19 protein-coding genes are annotated in these 17,452 nt (G+C 74.6%); 5 read left to right on the plus strand and 14 right to left on the minus strand.

The window, feature by feature from the left end:
• Window positions 1-20 precede the first annotated feature (20 nt).
• The gene (locus tag ACSNN9_RS03635; protein WP_436671197.1) at window positions 21-1,445 is read right to left on the minus strand and encodes an outer membrane protein assembly factor BamB family protein; all 1,425 of its coding nucleotides are present in this window, start codon (window positions 1,443-1,445) and stop codon (window positions 21-23) included.
• Between the two features lie 112 nt (window positions 1,446-1,557).
• Complete coding sequence (locus ACSNN9_RS03640; protein ID WP_436671198.1) at window positions 1,558-2,046, minus strand: Lrp/AsnC family transcriptional regulator; 489 nt, start codon at window positions 2,044-2,046, stop codon at window positions 1,558-1,560.
• A gap of 150 nt (window positions 2,047-2,196) precedes the next feature.
• Between ACSNN9_RS03640 and hppD the strand changes: the two genes are divergently transcribed.
• Genes hppD through hisC form a run of 4 tightly spaced genes read left to right on the plus strand, consistent with a single transcriptional unit; the run spans window position 2,197 to window position 6,316 of the window.
• A complete protein-coding gene (gene hppD, locus ACSNN9_RS03645) occupies window positions 2,197-3,402 on the plus strand; it encodes a 4-hydroxyphenylpyruvate dioxygenase (protein ID WP_358083471.1) in 1,206 nt (401 codons plus the stop codon).
• Window positions 3,403-3,412: 10 nt separating this feature from the next.
• Window positions 3,413-4,138 carry an RDD family protein gene (locus ACSNN9_RS03650; protein WP_436671199.1) on the plus strand — a complete coding sequence of 242 codons (726 nt, stop codon included), beginning with the start codon at window positions 3,413-3,415 and terminating at the stop codon, window positions 4,136-4,138.
• Between the two features lie 22 nt (window positions 4,139-4,160).
• Window positions 4,161-5,216 (plus strand): RDD family protein, encoded by a 1,056-nt coding sequence (locus ACSNN9_RS03655; RefSeq protein WP_436671200.1) that lies wholly within the window; start codon window positions 4,161-4,163, stop codon window positions 5,214-5,216.
• Window positions 5,213-6,316, plus strand: a complete 1,104-nt coding sequence (gene hisC / locus ACSNN9_RS03660; protein WP_436671201.1) for a histidinol-phosphate transaminase — start codon at window positions 5,213-5,215, stop codon at window positions 6,314-6,316. Before ACSNN9_RS03655 ends, hisC begins: the two co-directional genes overlap by 4 nt.
• A 50-nt stretch (window positions 6,317-6,366) precedes the next feature.
• Here the strand turns inward: hisC and ACSNN9_RS03665 are convergent, their stop codons facing one another.
• The 8 genes from ACSNN9_RS03665 to ACSNN9_RS03700 form a co-directional block, all read right to left on the minus strand.
• Window positions 6,367-7,338 (minus strand): hypothetical protein, encoded by a 972-nt coding sequence (locus ACSNN9_RS03665; protein WP_436671202.1) that lies wholly within the window; start codon window positions 7,336-7,338, stop codon window positions 6,367-6,369.
• Window positions 7,339-7,471: 133 nt separating this feature from the next.
• Window positions 7,472-8,014: a hypothetical protein gene (locus ACSNN9_RS03670; protein WP_436671203.1), complete on the minus strand. Its 543-nt coding sequence runs from the start codon at window positions 8,012-8,014 to the stop codon at window positions 7,472-7,474.
• 59 nt (window positions 8,015-8,073) lie between these two features.
• Window positions 8,074-8,607 carry a hypothetical protein gene (locus ACSNN9_RS03675; RefSeq protein WP_436671204.1) on the minus strand — a complete coding sequence of 178 codons (534 nt, stop codon included), beginning with the start codon at window positions 8,605-8,607 and terminating at the stop codon, window positions 8,074-8,076.
• A gap of 57 nt (window positions 8,608-8,664) precedes the next feature.
• Window positions 8,665-9,951, minus strand: a complete 1,287-nt coding sequence (locus ACSNN9_RS03680) for an outer membrane protein assembly factor BamB family protein (RefSeq protein WP_436671205.1) — start codon at window positions 9,949-9,951, stop codon at window positions 8,665-8,667.
• A gap of 228 nt (window positions 9,952-10,179) precedes the next feature.
• Complete coding sequence (locus ACSNN9_RS03685) at window positions 10,180-10,653, minus strand: SRPBCC family protein (RefSeq protein ID WP_436671206.1); 474 nt, start codon at window positions 10,651-10,653, stop codon at window positions 10,180-10,182.
• Between the two features lie 102 nt (window positions 10,654-10,755).
• Window positions 10,756-10,965, minus strand: a complete 210-nt coding sequence (locus ACSNN9_RS03690; protein WP_132239904.1) for a DUF397 domain-containing protein — start codon at window positions 10,963-10,965, stop codon at window positions 10,756-10,758.
• A gap of 177 nt (window positions 10,966-11,142) precedes the next feature.
• Complete coding sequence (gene fahA / locus ACSNN9_RS03695) at window positions 11,143-12,342, minus strand: fumarylacetoacetase (RefSeq protein WP_436671207.1); 1,200 nt, start codon at window positions 12,340-12,342, stop codon at window positions 11,143-11,145.
• A gap of 76 nt (window positions 12,343-12,418) precedes the next feature.
• Entirely contained in the window at window positions 12,419-13,291 is an 873-nt protein-coding gene (locus ACSNN9_RS03700; RefSeq protein WP_436671208.1) for a hypothetical protein, read from the minus strand.
• Between the two features lie 95 nt (window positions 13,292-13,386).
• On the opposite strand from ACSNN9_RS03700, the gene ACSNN9_RS03705 reads away from it, so the two are divergent.
• Complete coding sequence (locus ACSNN9_RS03705) at window positions 13,387-14,553, plus strand: homogentisate 1,2-dioxygenase (protein WP_436671209.1); 1,167 nt, start codon at window positions 13,387-13,389, stop codon at window positions 14,551-14,553.
• Here the strand turns inward: ACSNN9_RS03705 and ACSNN9_RS03710 are convergent.
• Genes ACSNN9_RS03710 through ACSNN9_RS03725 form a run of 4 tightly spaced genes read right to left on the minus strand, consistent with a single transcriptional unit; the run spans window position 14,550 to window position 17,322 of the window.
• The gene (locus ACSNN9_RS03710; RefSeq protein WP_436671210.1) at window positions 14,550-15,575 is read right to left on the minus strand and encodes a tetratricopeptide repeat protein; all 1,026 of its coding nucleotides are present in this window, start codon (window positions 15,573-15,575) and stop codon (window positions 14,550-14,552) included. The genes ACSNN9_RS03705 and ACSNN9_RS03710 overlap by 4 nt on opposite strands.
• A gap of 10 nt (window positions 15,576-15,585) precedes the next feature.
• Window positions 15,586-16,068: a 2-C-methyl-D-erythritol 2,4-cyclodiphosphate synthase gene (ispF, locus tag ACSNN9_RS03715; protein WP_358083512.1), complete on the minus strand. Its 483-nt coding sequence runs from the start codon at window positions 16,066-16,068 to the stop codon at window positions 15,586-15,588.
• A 16-nt stretch (window positions 16,069-16,084) separates the two neighbouring features.
• Window positions 16,085-16,780, minus strand: coding sequence for a 2-C-methyl-D-erythritol 4-phosphate cytidylyltransferase (ispD, locus tag ACSNN9_RS03720; RefSeq protein WP_436671211.1), 696 nt, complete (start codon window positions 16,778-16,780; stop codon window positions 16,085-16,087).
• A gap of 56 nt (window positions 16,781-16,836) precedes the next feature.
• The gene (locus ACSNN9_RS03725; protein WP_007073334.1) at window positions 16,837-17,322 is read right to left on the minus strand and encodes a CarD family transcriptional regulator; all 486 of its coding nucleotides are present in this window, start codon (window positions 17,320-17,322) and stop codon (window positions 16,837-16,839) included.
• Window positions 17,323-17,452: the final 130 nt, after the last annotated feature.

The following is a 17,452-nucleotide window of genomic DNA, read 5'->3' on the forward strand; positions in this document are numbered from 1 at the left end:
TGGATCCTGGGACGACGCTCTCACCCGGGGCAGAGCTCCCGCTTCGGGCCGCAGCTGTCCTCCGGTCCGGGGATCCCCGCCGTGCCGCCGGGACCGGGTACGCCGCCGTCACGCGGCGGGGCGGGGGTGCCCGGCGCGCCGCCGAAGCGGACGTAGCCGATCTCCCGCCCCTCACCGATGATCATGCCCCGCGGGCCGACCGCGAGGGCGTTCGCGGAGGTCCGCAGGCTCGCCAGCTCCCGCCCGGTACGCGGGTCCAGCGCCACCAGCCGGGACGGCTTCTCGTCGGCGATCACGGCCGCGTACGGGGTGAGCGCGGCGCCGGCCTTCGCCCCGGTGGGACGGGTCCACCGGACGCGCCCGCCGCCGAGCTCCCGGCCGACGACCGCACGCCTGTCGCCCGGTCGGACCAGGGCGTACCGGTCGTCGACCGCGAGCAGCCGTTCCCCGGCGGCGGTGACCAGCAGCAGCCGCCCGTCGTAGCCGTCGAGGACCGCCTCGCGGGCGTCCGGGGCCACCCCGATGAGCACGTTGCGCGCGCCGTGCGGGTCCTCCCGCTGTGCGCAGCCGGCGTTGTCGGCGGTGCGCAGGTTGATCCCGGCCCGCTGCCACGTCTCCTGGCCGGTCGCCGGGTCCCGGCCGGAGATGGCGAAGTAGCAGGTGCCGTCCTGGGAACGGGCGGTGATCCGCAGCAGCCGGCCGCCGACCACCGACAGCCGCTCGTCCCGGCCGGGCTCGACGTCCTGGAGCACCCGCCCGGTGGCGGTGTCGAGGACGTGCACCCGGCCGTCGATGGGGAAGCCGAGCAGCGGCGGTACGGGCTCCGGGCCGGCCACCTCCTCGTCGATCCGGACGGCGTCGAGCCGGCGGGTGCCGAGCAGCCCGGGGTTGTCGCCGAGCAGCCCGCTGCGCACCCCCGGCACGAAAGCCGTCCAGAGCGGGTCGGTGCCCCGCGGGTCCCAGGCGCTCACCGTGCAGTCGGTTGCGTCGACGCAGCGGGCGTCGAGCAGCATGTTGCGGTACGTCCAGACGGCCACCGCGTCGCCGTTGCGCCGCCGCGTGGCGCCGGTCGTGGGGTCGAGCACCTCGTACCCCTTGACCAGCAGCTTGCCCACGACGACGACCGGATCCGCGTCGCCGCCGGCCACCGCGGCCCAGTCGGCCTTGCGCTCCCACAGTCGTGCGCCGGTGGCCAGGCTGCGCGCCTCCACGCGGGTGCGCTGCTCGACCACCACGGTGTCGCCGGCGATGGTCACGCTGCGCGGGGTGCCGCCGACGCGCTGCTGCCAGACCACGTCCGGCTCGGAGATCGGCTCGCTGCGGTCGACCCAGTCCCACACCGCGGGGAACGGGTTCCACACCCCGGTCGCGGCGAGCGCGACGACCGCGGCGAGCGCGAGCAGCAGCCCGCCACGCCACCCCCCGAGGCCGCCCGCCTTCGCCACACGCACACGGTAGCGACGACCGCCGCGCCGCCGCCCTCCCGCGCCCCCGTGTCGCCGCCCTTTCTCGCGGGCCCGATGGCGTACGGGAGAACGCGCGCGGAGGGCCCTCTCCTCACCCTTGGGCGGCGGAGCGGACCAGGGGGAGGGTGCGGTAGGGGATCTGTTCGGCCAGGGCGATGATCGTCGAGGCGCGGCGGATGCCCTCGTACGAGACGATCTGGTCGATCACCCGCTGGAGGTCGGTGTTCGAGCGGGCCACGATCCGGCAGAGCAGGTCGCTGGAACCGGTGATGGTGTGCGCCTCCAGCACCTCCGGGATCGCGGCCAGGTGCGCGGCGACCAGGTCGTGCCCGTGCCGCTGGCTGATCTCCAGGGTGACGAAGCTGGTCACCCCGAACCCGATCGCCGCCGGGGAGATCTCCGGCCCGAACCCTGAGACGACGCCCCGCTCGGCGAGCTTGTCCAGCCGGGCCTGCACGGTGCCCCGGGCGACCCCGAGGCGCCGGGAACACTCCAGCACCCCGATCCGCGGTTCCTCCGCGAGCAGTTCGATCAGTCGCGCATCGAGGGCGTCGAGCTGTACACGTTGACCAGCAGTCATGCCGTTGCACCCTACTGAATGCGCAACCTGACCAGGCGCTGGCCCGACAGTTGCCCAGTGCGGCACTTCACCGCATCCTCGCCACAGGAACACCGGCACAGGACCGACGGCGGCGGCCACGAGGCCGACCGGAACACGAGGGAGACCGCGATGACCCAGGCGATCGACCGACCCCAGGCGACCGACGACGTCGACGTCGACGTGCTCGTCGGCGCAGTCGACCACGACATCAGCCGCGACCCGTTCCCGGTCAAGGGCCTCGACCACGTGCACTTCCTGGTGGGCAACGCCAAGCAGGCCGCGCACTACTACTCCACCGCGTTCGGCATGACCTGCGTGGCGTACCGGGGCCCGGAGCAGGGCTACCGGGACCACGCCCAGTACGTGCTGACCAGCGGCTCGGCCCGGTTCGTGCTGACCGGCGCGGTCCGTCCGGACGCCGAGGGCGCCGAGCACGTCGCGAAGCACAGCGACGGTGTCTCCGACATCGCGCTGGAGGTGCCGGACGTCGACGCCGCGTACGCGCACGCGACCGCACAGGGCGCCACCGGCCTGCTGGAGCCGCACGACGTCAGCGACGAGCACGGCACCGTCCGGCTCGCCGCCATCGCGGCGTACGGCGACACCCGGCACACCCTGGTCGACCGGTCCCGCTACACGGGCCCGTTCCTGCCCGGTTTCGTGGCCCGCAAGCCGATCGTGGACCGGCAGCCGATGATCGACGCCGGCCTCCAGCCGAAGCGCTTCTTCCAGGCCGTCGACCACGTGGTCGGCAACGTCGAGCTCGGCCGGATGGACGAGTGGGTCGACTTCTACAAGCGCGTCATGGGCTTCTCGAACATGGCCGAGTTCATCGGCGACGACATCGCCACCGACTACTCGGCGCTGATGAGCAAGGTCGTCGCGAGCGGCACCCGCAAGGTGAAGTTCCCGCTCAACGAGCCGGCGATCGCCCGCAAGAAGTCGCAGATCGACGAGTACCTGGAGTTCTACCAGGGCCCGGGCGCACAGCACATCGCCGTGGCCACCAACGACATCCTGGCCAGCGTCGACGCGATGCGCGCCGCGGGCGTCGACTTCCTGGACACCCCGGACTCGTACTACGACGACCCGGAGCTGCGCGCCCGGATCGGCCAGGTCCGGGTGCCGATCGAGGAGCTGAAGGCCCGCAAGATCCTGGTGGACCGGGACGAGGACGGCTACCTGCTCCAGATCTTCACCAAGCCGGTGCAGGACCGCCCGACGGTCTTCTTCGAGCTGATCGAGCGGCACGGCTCGCTCGGCTTCGGCAAGGGCAACTTCAAGGCGCTCTTCGAGGCCATCGAGCGGGAGCAGGAGAAGCGCGGCAACCTGTAACACTGACGGCGTGACGCAGCCTCCGACGTACCCGACGCCGCCGGCCGGTGGGCCCCCGCCCGCCGCCGGCGGCTTCGCGCCGCCATCCGGTCCCGCCAACCAGGGGTACGCGGTGCCGCCGCAGCACGCCCCGTCCGGCCAGCTCCCGCCCCCGGGCTGGACCCCGCCGCCTCCGGGCTGGGCCGGGCCGCCCCGCCCGGCCCCGGCGCTCGGACCGGGCGGTCAGCCGCTCGCCAGCTTCGGTGACCGGCTGCTCGCCGCGCTGATCGACGGCGCGCTGAGCACGGCGGTGGCGATGGTCCTCTTCCTGCCGCCGGTGCTGCTCCTGGTCTGGAACATGATGGACGACCTGACCCGGACCAACCCGGACGGCACTCTCGCCGAGCCCGACCCCGGGTCGTTCCTGACCGACTTCATGCTGCCGATCCTGCTGCTCGAACTGGGGCTGATCGTGGTGATGCTCGGCCTCTACTGGCTCTACCACGTGGAGTACATGAAGCGCACCGGGCAGACGTTCGGCAAGCGGGTGATGAAGCTGCGGGTCGTGCCGCTCGATCCGGCCGCCACGCTGGACCGGCGGATGGCCGGCAAGCGGTACGCCGTGCAGTACGTCGCCGCCATGTTCCTGCCCGGCCTCAGCTACCTCGACGGGCTCTGGCAGCTGTGGGACAAGCCCTGGCAGCAGTGCCTCCACGACAAGTTCGCCGGCACCGTCGTCGTTAAGGTGTCTGCGTGAGCGAGCGCAGCGAGGCCAGGCCATGAGCGTCGAACCGGGGTGGTACGTCGACCCGGCCGATCCGGACACCCGGCGCTACTGGGACGGCGAGGGCTGGATCGGCGCGCCGATCCCCGTCGACGCCACCCCGCCCGAGGGCCCGCCGCCGGCCGAACCGCCACCCGCGCCCGCCCCGACGTCGCCCGCGACCCCGGCCTCCGCGCCGGGCGCCCCCGCGGGCGGGCCGCCCTCGCCGGGGCAGCCGCAGCCGGGCCAGCCCTACCCCTGGCAGCCGCCGCAGGGGCACGGCCACCCGCAGGCGCCGCCGCCCGGCTGGCCGCCCGGTGGCGGACCGCCGCCCGGTGGCGGACCGCCGCCCGGTGGCGGACCGCCGCCCGGTGGCGGACCGCCGCCCGGCTGGCCGCCCGGGGGTTGGCCCGGCCGGCCGCCCGAGCCCCGCCCGCACGGGCTCCCGCTGGCCGGGTTCGGCGCCCGGCTGATCGCCCGGCTGATCGACTTCGCGATCGTCTTCGCGCTGAACGCCGTGGTGAACGGCTGGTTCGTCTGGCGGCTGGTCGAGGAGGTCACGCCGTACTGGCGGGAGGTGTTCCGGCGGGCGATGGCCGGCGACAGCTCCACCGACGGCCTGCCACAGCCCAGCGAACAGGCCGGCGGCCTCCAGGTCGTCATCCTGCTGATCGCCACCGCGCTCTGGCTCGCGTACGAGGTGCCGACGATGGCCTCCGGCGGGCAGACCTTCGGCAAGCGGCTGGTGGGCGTCAAGGTGGTGCCGACGAGCGCGAACGAGCCGCTCGGCTTCGGCCGGGCGCTGCGCCGGTGGAACACCCTCGGCCTGCCCACCCTGCTCTGGTACTGCTGCGGCCTCGGCCTGCTGCTCCAGCTCGTCGACGCGCTCTCGCCGCTCTTCGACCACCCGCTGCGGCAGGCGCTGCACGACAAGCGGGCGCAGACCGTGGTGGTCCAGCTCCCCCGCGGCAACCGCACCACCAACGGCGCACGCACCACCCCGGACGAGCGCGCCGCCCCGAACGACCGCACCCCCGACGACCGCACCGACCCCTCGGGAGACACTCCATGACCGACCCCGGACGTCACCAGCCGGCGCTGCGGCTGACCCGCGCCGACCTGGACGCGCTGCCCAACTACGTGCCCGGGCGCAGCCCGGCCGACCTGGCCCGCGAGCTCGGCCTGCCCGAGGCGATCAAGCTGGCCAGCAACGAGGTGCCGTACGGGCCGCTGCCCGGCGTGGTGGAGGCCGTCGCCTCCGCCGCCGCCGGGGTGCACCGCTACCCCGACATGGGCGTGCTCGCGCTGCGCGAGGCGCTGGCCGAGCGGTACGGCGTGGACGTGGACCGGATCGCCACCGGCTGCGGGTCGGTGGCGCTGGCCGAGCACCTCGTCCGGGCGACCTGCCTGCCCGGTGACGAGTTCCTCTACGCGTGGCGCTCCTTCGAGGCGTACCCGATCATCGCGGCGACCAGCGGCGCGACCAGCGTGCGGGTGCCCAACGACGCCGGGCACGGGCACGACCTGGCGGCGATGGCGACGGCGGTGACCGACCGGACCCGGCTGATCGTGGTCTGCAACCCGAACAACCCCACCGGCACGACCGTGCGCCGGGCGGAGCTGGACCGGTTCCTCGACGCGGTCGGCGAGGACGTGCTGGTCGTGCTCGACGAGGCGTACCGCGAGTTCGTCACCGACCCGGACGTGCCGGACGGCCTCACCTACCTCGACCGGCCGAACGTGGTCGTGCTGCGGACGCTCTCCAAGGCCTGGGGCCTGGCCGGCCTGCGGATCGGTTTCCTGGTCGGCCAGCCGGCGGTGGCGGCGGCCGTGCGCAAGGTCGTGACGCCGTTCTCCAGCAACATGGCCGCGCAGGCGGGGGCCCTCGCCGCGCTGGCTCAGGAGGACGAGATGCGGCGGCGGTGCGCCCTCGTGGTGGCCGAGCGCGACCGCGTGACGGAGGCGCTGCGCAAGCTGGTCCCGGACGTGCCGGACAGCCAGGCCAACTTCGTCTGGCTGCCGCTGGGCGACCGGGGCGTGGACTTCGGCAGGGCGTGCGAGGCGCGGGGCGTCATCGTCCGGCCGTACCCGGGCGACGGGGTCCGGGTCACCATCGGCACCCCGGCCGAGAACGACGCCTTCCTGGCGGCGGCGGAGAGCGCGCTGGCCTGAGGCGGGTGCCGGTCCGGTCCGCCATCCCCTCGCGGACCGGACCGGCGGCCTCAGGCGGCCGCCACCGGCCGCCCGACCCGGGCCCGACGTCGGTACGCGTAGACCGCGAACAGCACCAGGAGAAGCCCCGAGGTGGCCAGCCCCCCGGTGAGCACCTCGTCGGAGCGGTCGGCGGTGGTGGCCGCGACCGGGAGCGGCCCGAAGCTGACCCTGCCGGTGGCGGAGCGCTTCGTCCAGCCGCTGGCCAGGTCGAGCTTCGCCGCCCAGGGGCCGTCCGGCAGCCGACGGTCCAGGGCGACCCGGGCGGTGGTCGTGCCGCCCAGCGCGAGGGTGCCCGCCTCCACCTTCACCGGCCCGACCGAGAGCCCGCCGGGGCCTTCGGCGAGCCGCAGCTCGCCGGCCAGGTCGAGCGCCCGCCTGCCGGTGTTGCGCACCTCCGCGGTCAGGACGGGCGTGCCGTCCTTCTCCCGCCCGCCGGTCAGCGGACCGATCTCGAAGCCGGAGGGCGGCTCGCCGCCCGGCCCGACGGAGAGGTAGACCCGGATGCCGGCCCGACCGACGTTGCGCACGTTCCGCCCGTCCACGCCGGCGAACTCGGCCCAGATCACCGCGTACCGCTCGCCGGCCTCGGCGCGACGCGGCACGGTGATGGTGACGAGGGCCTCGACCTCCTCGTCGGGAGCCAGCACCTCCTCCGCCGGCTCGACGTCGATCCAGCTGCTCAGCTCGTTCTCGGCGCGGTCCGGAGCGAGGACGAACCCCTCCTGTGTGACGTCGGCGGCGGCGGCGTAGAGGGCGACCGTCCGACGGATCTCCGAACTGTTCTGCACCACGATCCGCCGCTTGATCGTCGCACCGGGGCGGACGTGGTCGACGACGTACCGGTGCGCCCGGGTGTCGTCGCGACGGTCGACGGGGGCGTCGAGCAGGCGTACCCCGACCGTGGTCGTCGGGCCGTCCGGGCCCGGCTGCGCGGAGGGCCCGGGCGAGCCCTTCCGCCCGTCCGGCTCGACGGCGGGCACGTCCGCCTCGGGGGCCTCCGGCTCGGCGAGCGCCGGCGGGCGGCCGGCCGACGCCGGCCCGGGTTGCGCGGCCGACGCCGGCGCCCCGGCCGTGACCAGGACGGTCGCGGCCAGGGCGAGGGCGCGGGCCCGGTCATGCCACCGAATGGGTGATCACCCCCGTGTAGGTGCCGCCGACGGCGGTGGGCGGGACGGCGATCCGGATGTCCGGCGCCCAGCTGGCGGTGTTGTTGCCGCTGCCCGAGGTCTTCGAGAAGGCGGTGCGAGGGACGCTCAGGCTGACCGCGTCGGTCTGGGTGGGCTGTCCCGGCACGAACACGCCGGTGCCGGTGGTGGAGGTGGCTCCGCCCGACCAGTACTCCACCAGGGCCGGCGAGATGGTCTCCTCGGGCGTGCCGCCGCCGGTGGTGAAGGAGCTGGCCGACACGGTGACCGTCCAGGTGGCGTTGAGCGCGGCCCGACTGTCGGTGACCGTGACGGTGCCGAGTTCGCCGGTGAGGACGCCGCCGGAGAAGACGGAGCCGAGGTTCACCGACGCGGGCACGCTGATGTTCAGGTCGGCGGTCGCGACGGTGAAGGTGACGATGGTGTCGCCGGTCGGCGCGGCGGCGGCGGGCGCCGCCATGGCCACCACGGCGGCCGCGGCGGCGGTCAGGGCAAGAAGTGGCTTCTTCATGGGACGCACGCTAGACGCCGCATACGGAGCAAAGAAGCGCTTTCCGGACAAATCACTCATCAGGCAACGGAGTGGGTGATCGTGCCGCGGTAGGTGCCCCCGACGACGCCGGTCGGGACGGCGATCCGGATCGTCGGCGTCCAGGCCACCGCGTTGTTGCCGTTGCCGGCGGTCCTGCGGAACGCCTCGCGGGGGACGTCCAGGGTCACCGCCTGCGCCGAGGTGGGCTGCCCGGGCACCAGCGTGCCGCCGCCCGAGCTCCGCACCGCCGGTCCGGACCAGTAGGAGACCCGGCCGTTGGCGATCGTCCGCTGCGGGCCACCCGCCCCGGCCATGAAGGCGGTGGCGGAGACCGTCGCGACCCAGGTGTTCGGGTTGACCTGCCCGCGCAGGTCGCGCACCTCGACCGTGCCCAGCTGCGCGGTCAGGGTGCCGCCGACGAAGCCGACGCCGAGGTTCGCCGTGGCGGGCACGGTGATGTCGATCCCCACCGTCCGGGAGAGCCGGACCGTCCGGCCGGTCGGCGCGGCGTCGACCGGCGACGCGGTGACGAGGATGAGGATCGCGCCCAGGAGCGCTGCCAGGAGACGCACAGTGGGACTATAAGTAACTAATGTCCGTTTTGTCGAGCAGCCACCCCCACCGGCGTTTCACGTCGCCGCGAGGATCACCGGCTCGGAGGTCAGGTAGTAGCGCTGGTCGTCCCCCGTCGGGTCGACCGGCTCGCGGAGCCGCTCGACGGCCACGAACCCGCCGGCCGCGTACGCCGCACCGGGCGCCCAGCCGACCCCGTCCGAGCCCGCGTTCAACGCGAAGTAGGAGCGCTGCGCCCCCGTCGCCGGGTCCAGCGTCAAAAGGTCGTTCGTCTCCGTCAGCAGGTGCACCCGGTCGGGCTGGACGGCGAGCAGCCGCACCTGCGGCAGGCCGGCACGGCGCCACAGCTCCGCCCCCGTACGCGCCGAGCGGCCGACGGGCACCCCGTCCACGACCGCCACGGCGGTCCCGCTGGCGAGTTCGGTGTCCGGCCGGTCCAGGGCCGGGGCGGTGACCGGCCCACCGTCGCCGAGCAGCCAGCCCCGTCCCGCGTCGTCGCCCGGCCTCGCCGTCCGCAGCCCGGTGCACCCCGTCCGGCCGGTGCCGCAGCCCACCGGGGTCGCCACCAGCTCGTCGCCGGCCTCCGGCGGCCGCCAGCGCAGGCTCACCGCCCCCGTCACGGCGTCGCGGAACTCCACCACGGCCGGACCCACGCAGGAGTCGACGATCATCACCTGTCCCGACCCGGTCGTGCCGAGCGCGTCCCGGCAGCCGACGAACGCGTCGGCGTCCTCCGGTGGCACCGTGACGGTGAGGTGGGACCGCCACAGTTCGCGCCCGTCGGCCAGGTCCACGGCACGCATCCACTCCGCCCCGACCGCCACCACCGCCTGCCGGCCGTCGGCCCCTCGGGCCACGAGGATCCCCCGGGGATCCCAGACCGTCGCCGCGCCGGTGCGCCGGACCGTCCGCTCCCTGACCGGCTGCGGCCCGTCCGCCTGCCAGGCGACCCGGCCGCTCCGCGCGTCCAGCGCCACCAGCCGCCCGTCCGACCAGCGGGTGACGACCGTCGTCCCGCTCGCCACGACCCCGTCGAGCGCCGCCGGCCAGCGGCGGTACGACCAGTACGGGGTCGTCCGGTGCCGGCCGTCGACCGGCCGGTCGGCGTAGACCTGGCGGTGGGCCGCGTACACCCGCAGCCGGCCGTCCACGACGAGCGGGGCGACGGGGAGCCGGCCGACCACGCCGGCGACGGGGGACGCGGCCGGCGGGTACCCGGCCCGGGCGGGCGTGCTGACCTCGGCGGGGGCGAGCACCCGGTAGACCGTCGCCGCGACGGCGGCGGTGGCGAGCAGCGCCGTGACCGCCAACGCGGCCCGTCGCCGGCCCTTCGGGAACCCCATGCCACACCTCCGCCCGGCACCCTACCCAGCGGGGCCGGCCAGAGCCCTGTCAGGTCACCGGCGGCGAGGGTTCCGGCGGCACCCCTGCCGGCGTCCGCCTCGGACCACCCCGACGCGCTTCCAGAGCGCCCCGGCGTGCGCCTCAGGTCGCCCCCGACGTTCGCCTGAGGCCGCCCGGCGCGCGCCTCAGGCCGCCCGGCGCGCGCCTCAGGCCGCCCGGCGTGCCTCTCAGGCCGCCTCGGTCGCGCCGGTGGCCGCCGCCTCGGCGAGGTCGGCGAGGTCCTGCCTCAGCGCGCGCTCGACCGCCCGGGCGGCCAGCCCACCGAGCAGCAGCGCCACCACCCGGCCGTAGGGGGCGGTCGGCACCGACTCCTGCTCGACGGTGACGGCGGTGCAGCCCCGGCGACGCCGCTCGACCGGGCGCAACGTCCAGGTGATCCGGTAGTCCACGCCGGCGCCCCGCGAGCCGAGCACCAGCCGGCGGGGCGGCTCGGCCTCGATGACGACGAACTCCTCGACCAGCGCGGTGCCGTCGGGCCGGGAACGGGTCTCCCGCCACGCGGTGCCCGGACCGAACCGGCCGGGGGTGAGCACCTCGACCGGGCCGGTGAAACGCCGGGTGCGGGTGGTCAGGTCGGTCAGCAGCCGCCAGAGGTCGACGTCGTGCGCCTGCACGAACTCCGTGACCGCCACCGTCGACATGCCACCTCCCGTGGCCTCGACGGTACGCCGGGTGAACGCGCAGCGGGGCCCCCGGAGCGGAATTTCCACCGCCGGGAGCCCCGATCCGCGACAGTCGACCCGTCAGCGACCGAACTGGCCGGCCCTGATCGCGCCGACGAAGGCCGCCCACCCCGGCGGGCTGACCGCCAGCGTGGGGCCCGCCTGGTCCTTGGAGTCGCGTACGCCCACCACGCCGAGGGCGTCGACCAGGTTGTCGGCCACCTCCACGCAGAGACCCTGGTCGTTGGAGCGGCTGCTGGTACGCCAGACCGCGCCCGGGAGATCGTTCATCGTCGTCACCTTCCTGTCGTCGGTACGCCAACCGGCGGCCGGGCCCGGGACCGGAAGGGGCGTCCGGTCCGGCCCCGGCGCGGCATGGCGACGGAATCCGCGACGATCAACGCGCAAACGGCGGTCCCCGGTCGCACAGTTGGTGCGACCGGGGACCGCCGATGATCGGAAGGCGGGTCAGCGGGCGGCGAGGACCTTTCCGGTGACCTCGCCCAGGGCGATGGTCGTGCCGTCCGGGCCGGGCGCGGTGGCGGTGATCGTCACCGTGTCGCCGTCCTCCAGGAACGTGCGGGTCTCGCCCCCGGCGAACTTCACCGGCTCGGTCCCGCCCCAGGTGAGTTCCAGGAACGAGCCGACCTGTCCCCGCTGGGGCCCGGAGACGGTGCCCGAGGCGTAGAGGTCGCCGGTGCGCAGCGAAGCGCCGTTGACGGTGAGGTGGGCCAGCTGCTGGGCCGGCGTCCAGTACATGGTGGCGAACGGCGGCTCGCTGACCCGCTCGCCGTTCCACCGCACCGACAGGCGCAGGTCCAGCCCGAGGCGCGGCACGTCGCGCAGGTAGTCGGCGACCGGCGGGTCCTGCTCGGGGGCGGGGACGAAGGCGTCGCCCAGCGCGTCCAGCGGGGTCACCCAGGCCGAGACCGAGGTGGCGAAGGACTTGCCCAGGAAGGGGCCGAGGGGCTGGTACTCCCATGCCTGGATGTCGCGGGCCGACCAGTCGTTGACCAGCACGACGCCGAAGACGTGGTCGGCGAAGTCGTCGGTCGGGACCCGGTCGCCCAGCGCGCTGGGCACGCCGACCACGAAGCCGACCTCGGCCTCGATGTCGAGGCGTACGGACGGGCCGGTGACCGGGCCCTGCGGGGTGGCCCGCTGCCCGCTCGGCCGCACCACCGGGGTGCCCGAGACGACCACCGTGCCGGCCCGGCCGTGGTAGCCGATCGGCAGGTGCTTCCAGTTGGGCAGCAGCGGCGGCTGGCCGGGGCGGAAGATCTGGCCCACGTTGGACGCGTGGTGCTCGGAGGAGTAGAAGTCGACGTAGTCGGCGACCTCGAACGGCAACTGCATCCGCGCCTCGGCCAGCGGCACCAGCAGCGGCTCCACCGCCGGCCGGTGGGCGGCGTCGGTGAGCAGCTCGGTCACCCGCTGCCGGACGGCCGTCCACTGTGGGCGACCGAGGGCCATGAAGTCGTTGAGGGTGGGTCGAGCCAGCGTCCCGGCGGCCAGCACCAGGCCGCCCTCCTCCGCGCCGGCCAGGTCGAGCACGAAGTCGCCGATGCGTACGCCGACGCGCGGCGCGCCCTCCGCGCGGCGGAACACCCCGTACGGCAGGTTGGCCACCCCGTACGGCGATCCGTCGGCACCCGTCACCCAGCTCATGCCGGCCCTCCGCTGCGCTCCAGGCCGGCCTGAGGCACCACCGCCCCGCAAAGATGATTCCCTCGCTGACGCTCGCTCATGCGTCGAAGCCCCCGTTCACCAGCCCCAGCCGGATCAGATCGGTAAGTGGTTCCAGGATGCTGCACGAGCCGAAGCCGATCCACAGCGGGCGCGGGCCGGCCAGCCCGGCCTCGGCGTACTGCACCAGCGGGCGCGGGTCGGCTGCGGTGAGCAGCTCGGCGACCCGGGCCACCGGGGCACCCCCGGCGGCCGCCAGCGTCGCCGCGAGCACGTTGACGAAGCCGTGGTGGGTGAACCCGGTCTCCGGGTCCAGGTGCCGGACCGCCTGGTGCAGCCCGGCGGTCAGCTTGAACGGCAGGCCCCGGTCCCGGCAGGCGCAGATCACCGCCGCCAGCTCCGCCGGGGTGGGGAACAGCTCGGCGGCCAGCCCGCCGGTGCGGAACTTCGCGGCCACCGGCACTCCCTCGGCGCGGGCGGCGGCGAGCGCGTCCAGCGCCCCCATCAGCCCGAACGTGAGCGGCAGCTCGGCGTAGACGGCGTCGAGGGCGGCCGGACCTGCACCGGCGCGGCGGGCCAGGCCCACCAGCTCGGTCAGGCCGGGCAGCGGGTCCTCCCCGCGCCTGGCGACCGCCGCCTCCACCTGGCGGACGCGGATGCGCGAGTCGGCCGTGGCGCGCACCTCGTCGAGCCGGTCGAGCGGCACGTCGCCGATGACGCCGACCGCGATCCGCTCGTCGGCGCCGAGCAGGCCGGCCAGCTCGGGCAGCCTCGTGGCCGGGACCAGGAGCGGGCCGACCAGGTCCGCGTACCAGGAGGCGCGGTGCCGCCGATGCGCGGCGACGGCGTCGGGCAGCGGCGAGCTGCCGGGCGGGAAGACGGCGGCGTCGTCGACGAGGCCGTCGAGAAGCGCGGGCACCTGCGTTGACACGAGACAAGAATGTACGGGACGCTACAAGGAACGGACAACAGCGTCCGATTATCGGACGCCATTGGATCGGTGAACGGGACGAACCGGGAGGCGAGATGCCGTACTACCGCAGCGTCGGCGAGGTGCCGCGCAAGCGCCACACCCAGTTCCGCCAGCCCGACGGCAGCCTCTACGCCGAGGAGCTGATGGGCCAGGAGGGCTTCTCCTCCGACTCGTCCCTGCTCTACCACCGGCACGCGCCGACCGCGATCGTGGCGGCCGAGGAGTTCACCCCGCCGGCGTTCACCCGGGTGCCCAACCTGCCGCTCAAGCCCCGGCACCTGCGCACCCACAAGCTCGACGGCACCGGCGCCGACCCGGTGCTCGGCCGGCAGTACCTGCTCGCCAACGACGACGTACGGATCGCGTACGTGCTGGCGGACCGTCCGTCCCCGCTGTTCCGCGACGCCACCGGCGACCACTGCCTGTACGTGGAGTCCGGCACCCTGCGGGTGGAGTCCACGTTCGGCGTGCTCGACGCGGTCCCCGGCGACTACGTCGTCATCCCCACCTCGACCATCCACCGGCTGGTGCCCACCGGCGACGCGCCGACCCGGCTGCTCGCCGTCGAGGCGGCGGGGCACGTCGGCCCCCCCAAGCGCTACCTCTCCGTGCGGGGCCAGTTCCTGGAGCACTCGCCCTACTGCGAGCGCGACGTCCGGGGACCGGACGCGCCGCTGCTCGTCGACGGCGAGGACGTCGAGGTGCTCGTCCGGCACCGGCGCGGTTGGACGCGCTACGTCTACGCGAACCACCCGTTCGACGTGGTCGGCTGGGACGGCCACATGTACCCGTGGGCCTTCTCCATCCACGACTTCGAGCCGATCACCGGCCGGATCCACCAGCCGCCGCCCGTGCACCAGACCTTCCAGGGCCCCAACTTCGTGATCTGCTCGTTCGTGCCCCGCAAGGTCGACTACCACCCGGACGCGATCCCGGTACCGTACAACCACCACAACGTCGACTCCGACGAGATGCTCTTCTACACCGGCGGCAACTACGAGGCCCGGCGCGGCTCCGGCATCGAGCAGGGCTCGATCTCGCTGCACCCGTCCGGCTTCACCCACGGCCCGCAGCCGGGCGCCGCCGAGCGTTCCATCGGCGCCGACTTCTTCGACGAACTGGCTGTCATGGTCGACACCTTCCGGCCCCTGGACCTCTGCGACGCCGCGACCGCCTGCGAGGACGACGGCTACGCCTGGACCTGGGCCCGCCGCCCCTAGACCGCGGTGCGGGAGAGGACGGCGAGTTCGGCGGCGGTCGCGACGGCGATGGCGAGCACCAGCGGCCACGGGGTGCCGACCAGGGCGTAGAGCAGGATCAGCGCCGGCGCGACGGCCGCCGCGTAGACGGCCAGCGCCAGGATCCGGTCGGAGCGGAGCAGGCTCGGCAGGATGGTGCGGGACAGGCCGGGCAGCTTGGCGGCGAAGCGCCAGACCACCAGGGCCCCGCCGAGCGCCGCGAACGCCGCCGCGAACCGGGACAGCCCCGCGCTGCCCGGCGCCAGGCAGGCGATCAGCACGGCGGTGACCATCGTCCAGCCCGCGCCGTAGACCACGAGCTGGCGCAGGCCGGCCGAGATGGTCCGGCCGGAGTCGATCCGGCCGGGGCTCATCGCGGCGGCCTCGGCAAGGTGCTCCAGCGCCTCGCTCCAGCGTCGCTGCTCCAGCCGCAGCACCCCGATGTCGTGCCGGGCCTCGGCGAGCTGGGGGTCCAGCCGCAGCGCCTCGTGGTAGGCCCGCTCCGCCAGGTCGAACATCTGCATGTTGGCGGCGACCAGGCCCAGCACCAGGTGCGACTCCGGCTCCTCGGGCGCCAGCTCGACCCCGCGCCAGGCCGCGTTCAGCGCCGGCTGCCCGTTGCGCGAGCCGGCCAGGATCGCCGCGGCGCTGCGCTGGGCGTACGCCTCGTCGGGACCCAGCGCCAGGATCCGGTCGGCGGTGCGGGCCGCCTCGGCGTACTCCTCCAGGTCGCTCAGGGCCAGCGCGCGGGCGACCAGCGCCGGCACGGCCTCGGGGGCGGCGGCGACCGCGGCGTCGGCGGCGGTGAGCGCCTCGGTCGGCCGGCCGGCCGCGAGGTGCACCCGGGAGAGCATGGTCAGCGCCCCGGCACTGGCCGGTTCGAGCGCGACGGCGTACGAGAGCTCGCCCGCGGCCTCGTCGTAGCGGCCCAGCTCGGCCAGGAGCTGGGCGCGCTGGACGTAGCCGTCGAAGGCGGAGCGGTCGGAGGTGGCGTCGCTGGACATCGCGGCGAGCCTAGGCGGCCGGAGCCTCGTACACCAGGGCCACCGCGATGCCGGTGAGGCCCTCGCCGCGCCCGGGGAAGCCGAGGCCGTCGGTGGTGGCCGCGGAGACGGTCACCGGCGCGCCGACCGCCTCGGAGAGCACCCGCTGGGCCTCCTCGCGGCGCGGCCCGATCTTGGGCCGGTTGCCGATCACCTGCACGGACACGTTGCCGATCGCGAAGCCGGCGGCCCGCACCCGGCGGGCGCTCTCGCCGAGCAGGGCGACGCCCGACGCGCCGGCCCACTCGGGCTGCCCCACCCCGAAGTTGGCGCCCAGGTCACCGAGGCCGGCCGCCGAGAGCAGCGCGTTGCAGGCGGCGTGCGCGGCCACGTCGGCGTCCGAGTGCCCGGCCAGGCCGTCCTGGTCGGGCCAGAGCAGACCGGCCACCCAGCACGGCCGGCCCGCCTCGAAGGCGTGCACGTCGGTGCCGATGGCCACCCGGGGAACGATCATGCGAAGAGGGTACGCGTCAGGCGCCGGTGGCGAGCAGGTGCTCGGCCAGCGCCAGGTCGAACGGGCGGGTGACCTTCAGCGCGTACTCCGAGCCGGGAACGCAGGACACCGGGACGCCCTGCTTCTCGACCAGGCCGGCGTCGTCGGTGAGCGGGTCGCCGGCGGCGGCGTGCGCGGCCGTCAGCACCGCCCGCCGGAAGCCCTGCGGGGTCTGCACCGCCCGCAGCGCGGAGCGGTCGACGGTGCCGAGGACGACCTCGTCGGCGCCGACCTCCTTGATCGTGTCGACCACGGGAAGCACCGGGATCACCGCGTCGCTCCCGGCGCGGACCGCCGCCGCGACGGACTCCACCAGATCGGGCGGGGTCAGCGCCCGGGCCGCGTCGTGCACGAGGACGATCTCCGGGCCGGCGGGCACCGCGGCGAGGGCCGCGGCGACCGACGCCTGCCGCTCGGCGCCGCCGGGCACCACGGTCACCGGGGCGACCGGGGCGAGCAGGTCGCGCACCGCCGCCACCTCGGCGGCCGGAGCGGCCACGACGATGGTGTGCACCGACGGCGCGGCGGCGAGCCGGCGGACGGCGTGCACCAGCAGTGGCTCGCCGCCGAGCAGGCGCAACGCCTTGGGCCGGCCGGGGCCGAGCCGCACGCCGGCACCGGCCGCAGGCACGAGGACCGCGACGTCACCGCGCGGATTGAGCTGCGCGGTCACGTCGCGGTCCTCGGTGGTTTGTTCACTACGAATCGGGTACGACGATGCTGTGGGGACTAGGCCTCGGTGAGGACCTTGTCGAGCAGCGTCTCCGCCTCGTCCTTGGTGCTCTTCTCGGCCAGCGCGACCTCGCCGACGAGAATGTCGCGGGCCTTCGCCAGCATGCGCTTCTCACCCGCGGAGAGACCCCGCTCCCGCTCCCGGCGCCACAGGTCGCGCACGACCTCGGCAACCTTCAGCGGGTTACCGGAGGCCAGCTTCTCCAGATTCGCCTTGTAACGCCGCGACCAGTTGGTCGGCTCCTCGGTGTGCGGTGCACGGAGCACGTCGAAGACCTTGCCGAGGCCCTCTTCGCCGACCACCTCGCGCACACCCACGATCTCGGCGTTCTCGGCGGGCACCCGGACCGTCAGGTCACCCTGTGCGACCCTCAGGACGAGGTATTGCTTAGGCTCGCCCTTGATGACCCGAGTCTCGATTGCCTCGATGAGTGCGGCCCCGTGGTGGGGGTAAACAACGGTCTCGCCGACACTGAAAACCATAGGTTCGAAACCCCTTTCGCTGTGTCTAGGGTAACACGCTCAGGCACCGATGTCTCACCGCTGTCCTGACCGTTGGCGCAGCTCAGGGGCCCTGTGAGAGGTATTTCTTCAGCTTGACAGGCCGCCAAAC

Origin of the sequence: Micromonospora sp. URMC 107 (assembly GCF_051386315.1) — a bacterium.
Taxonomy (GTDB): domain Bacteria; phylum Actinomycetota; class Actinomycetes; order Mycobacteriales; family Micromonosporaceae; genus Micromonospora.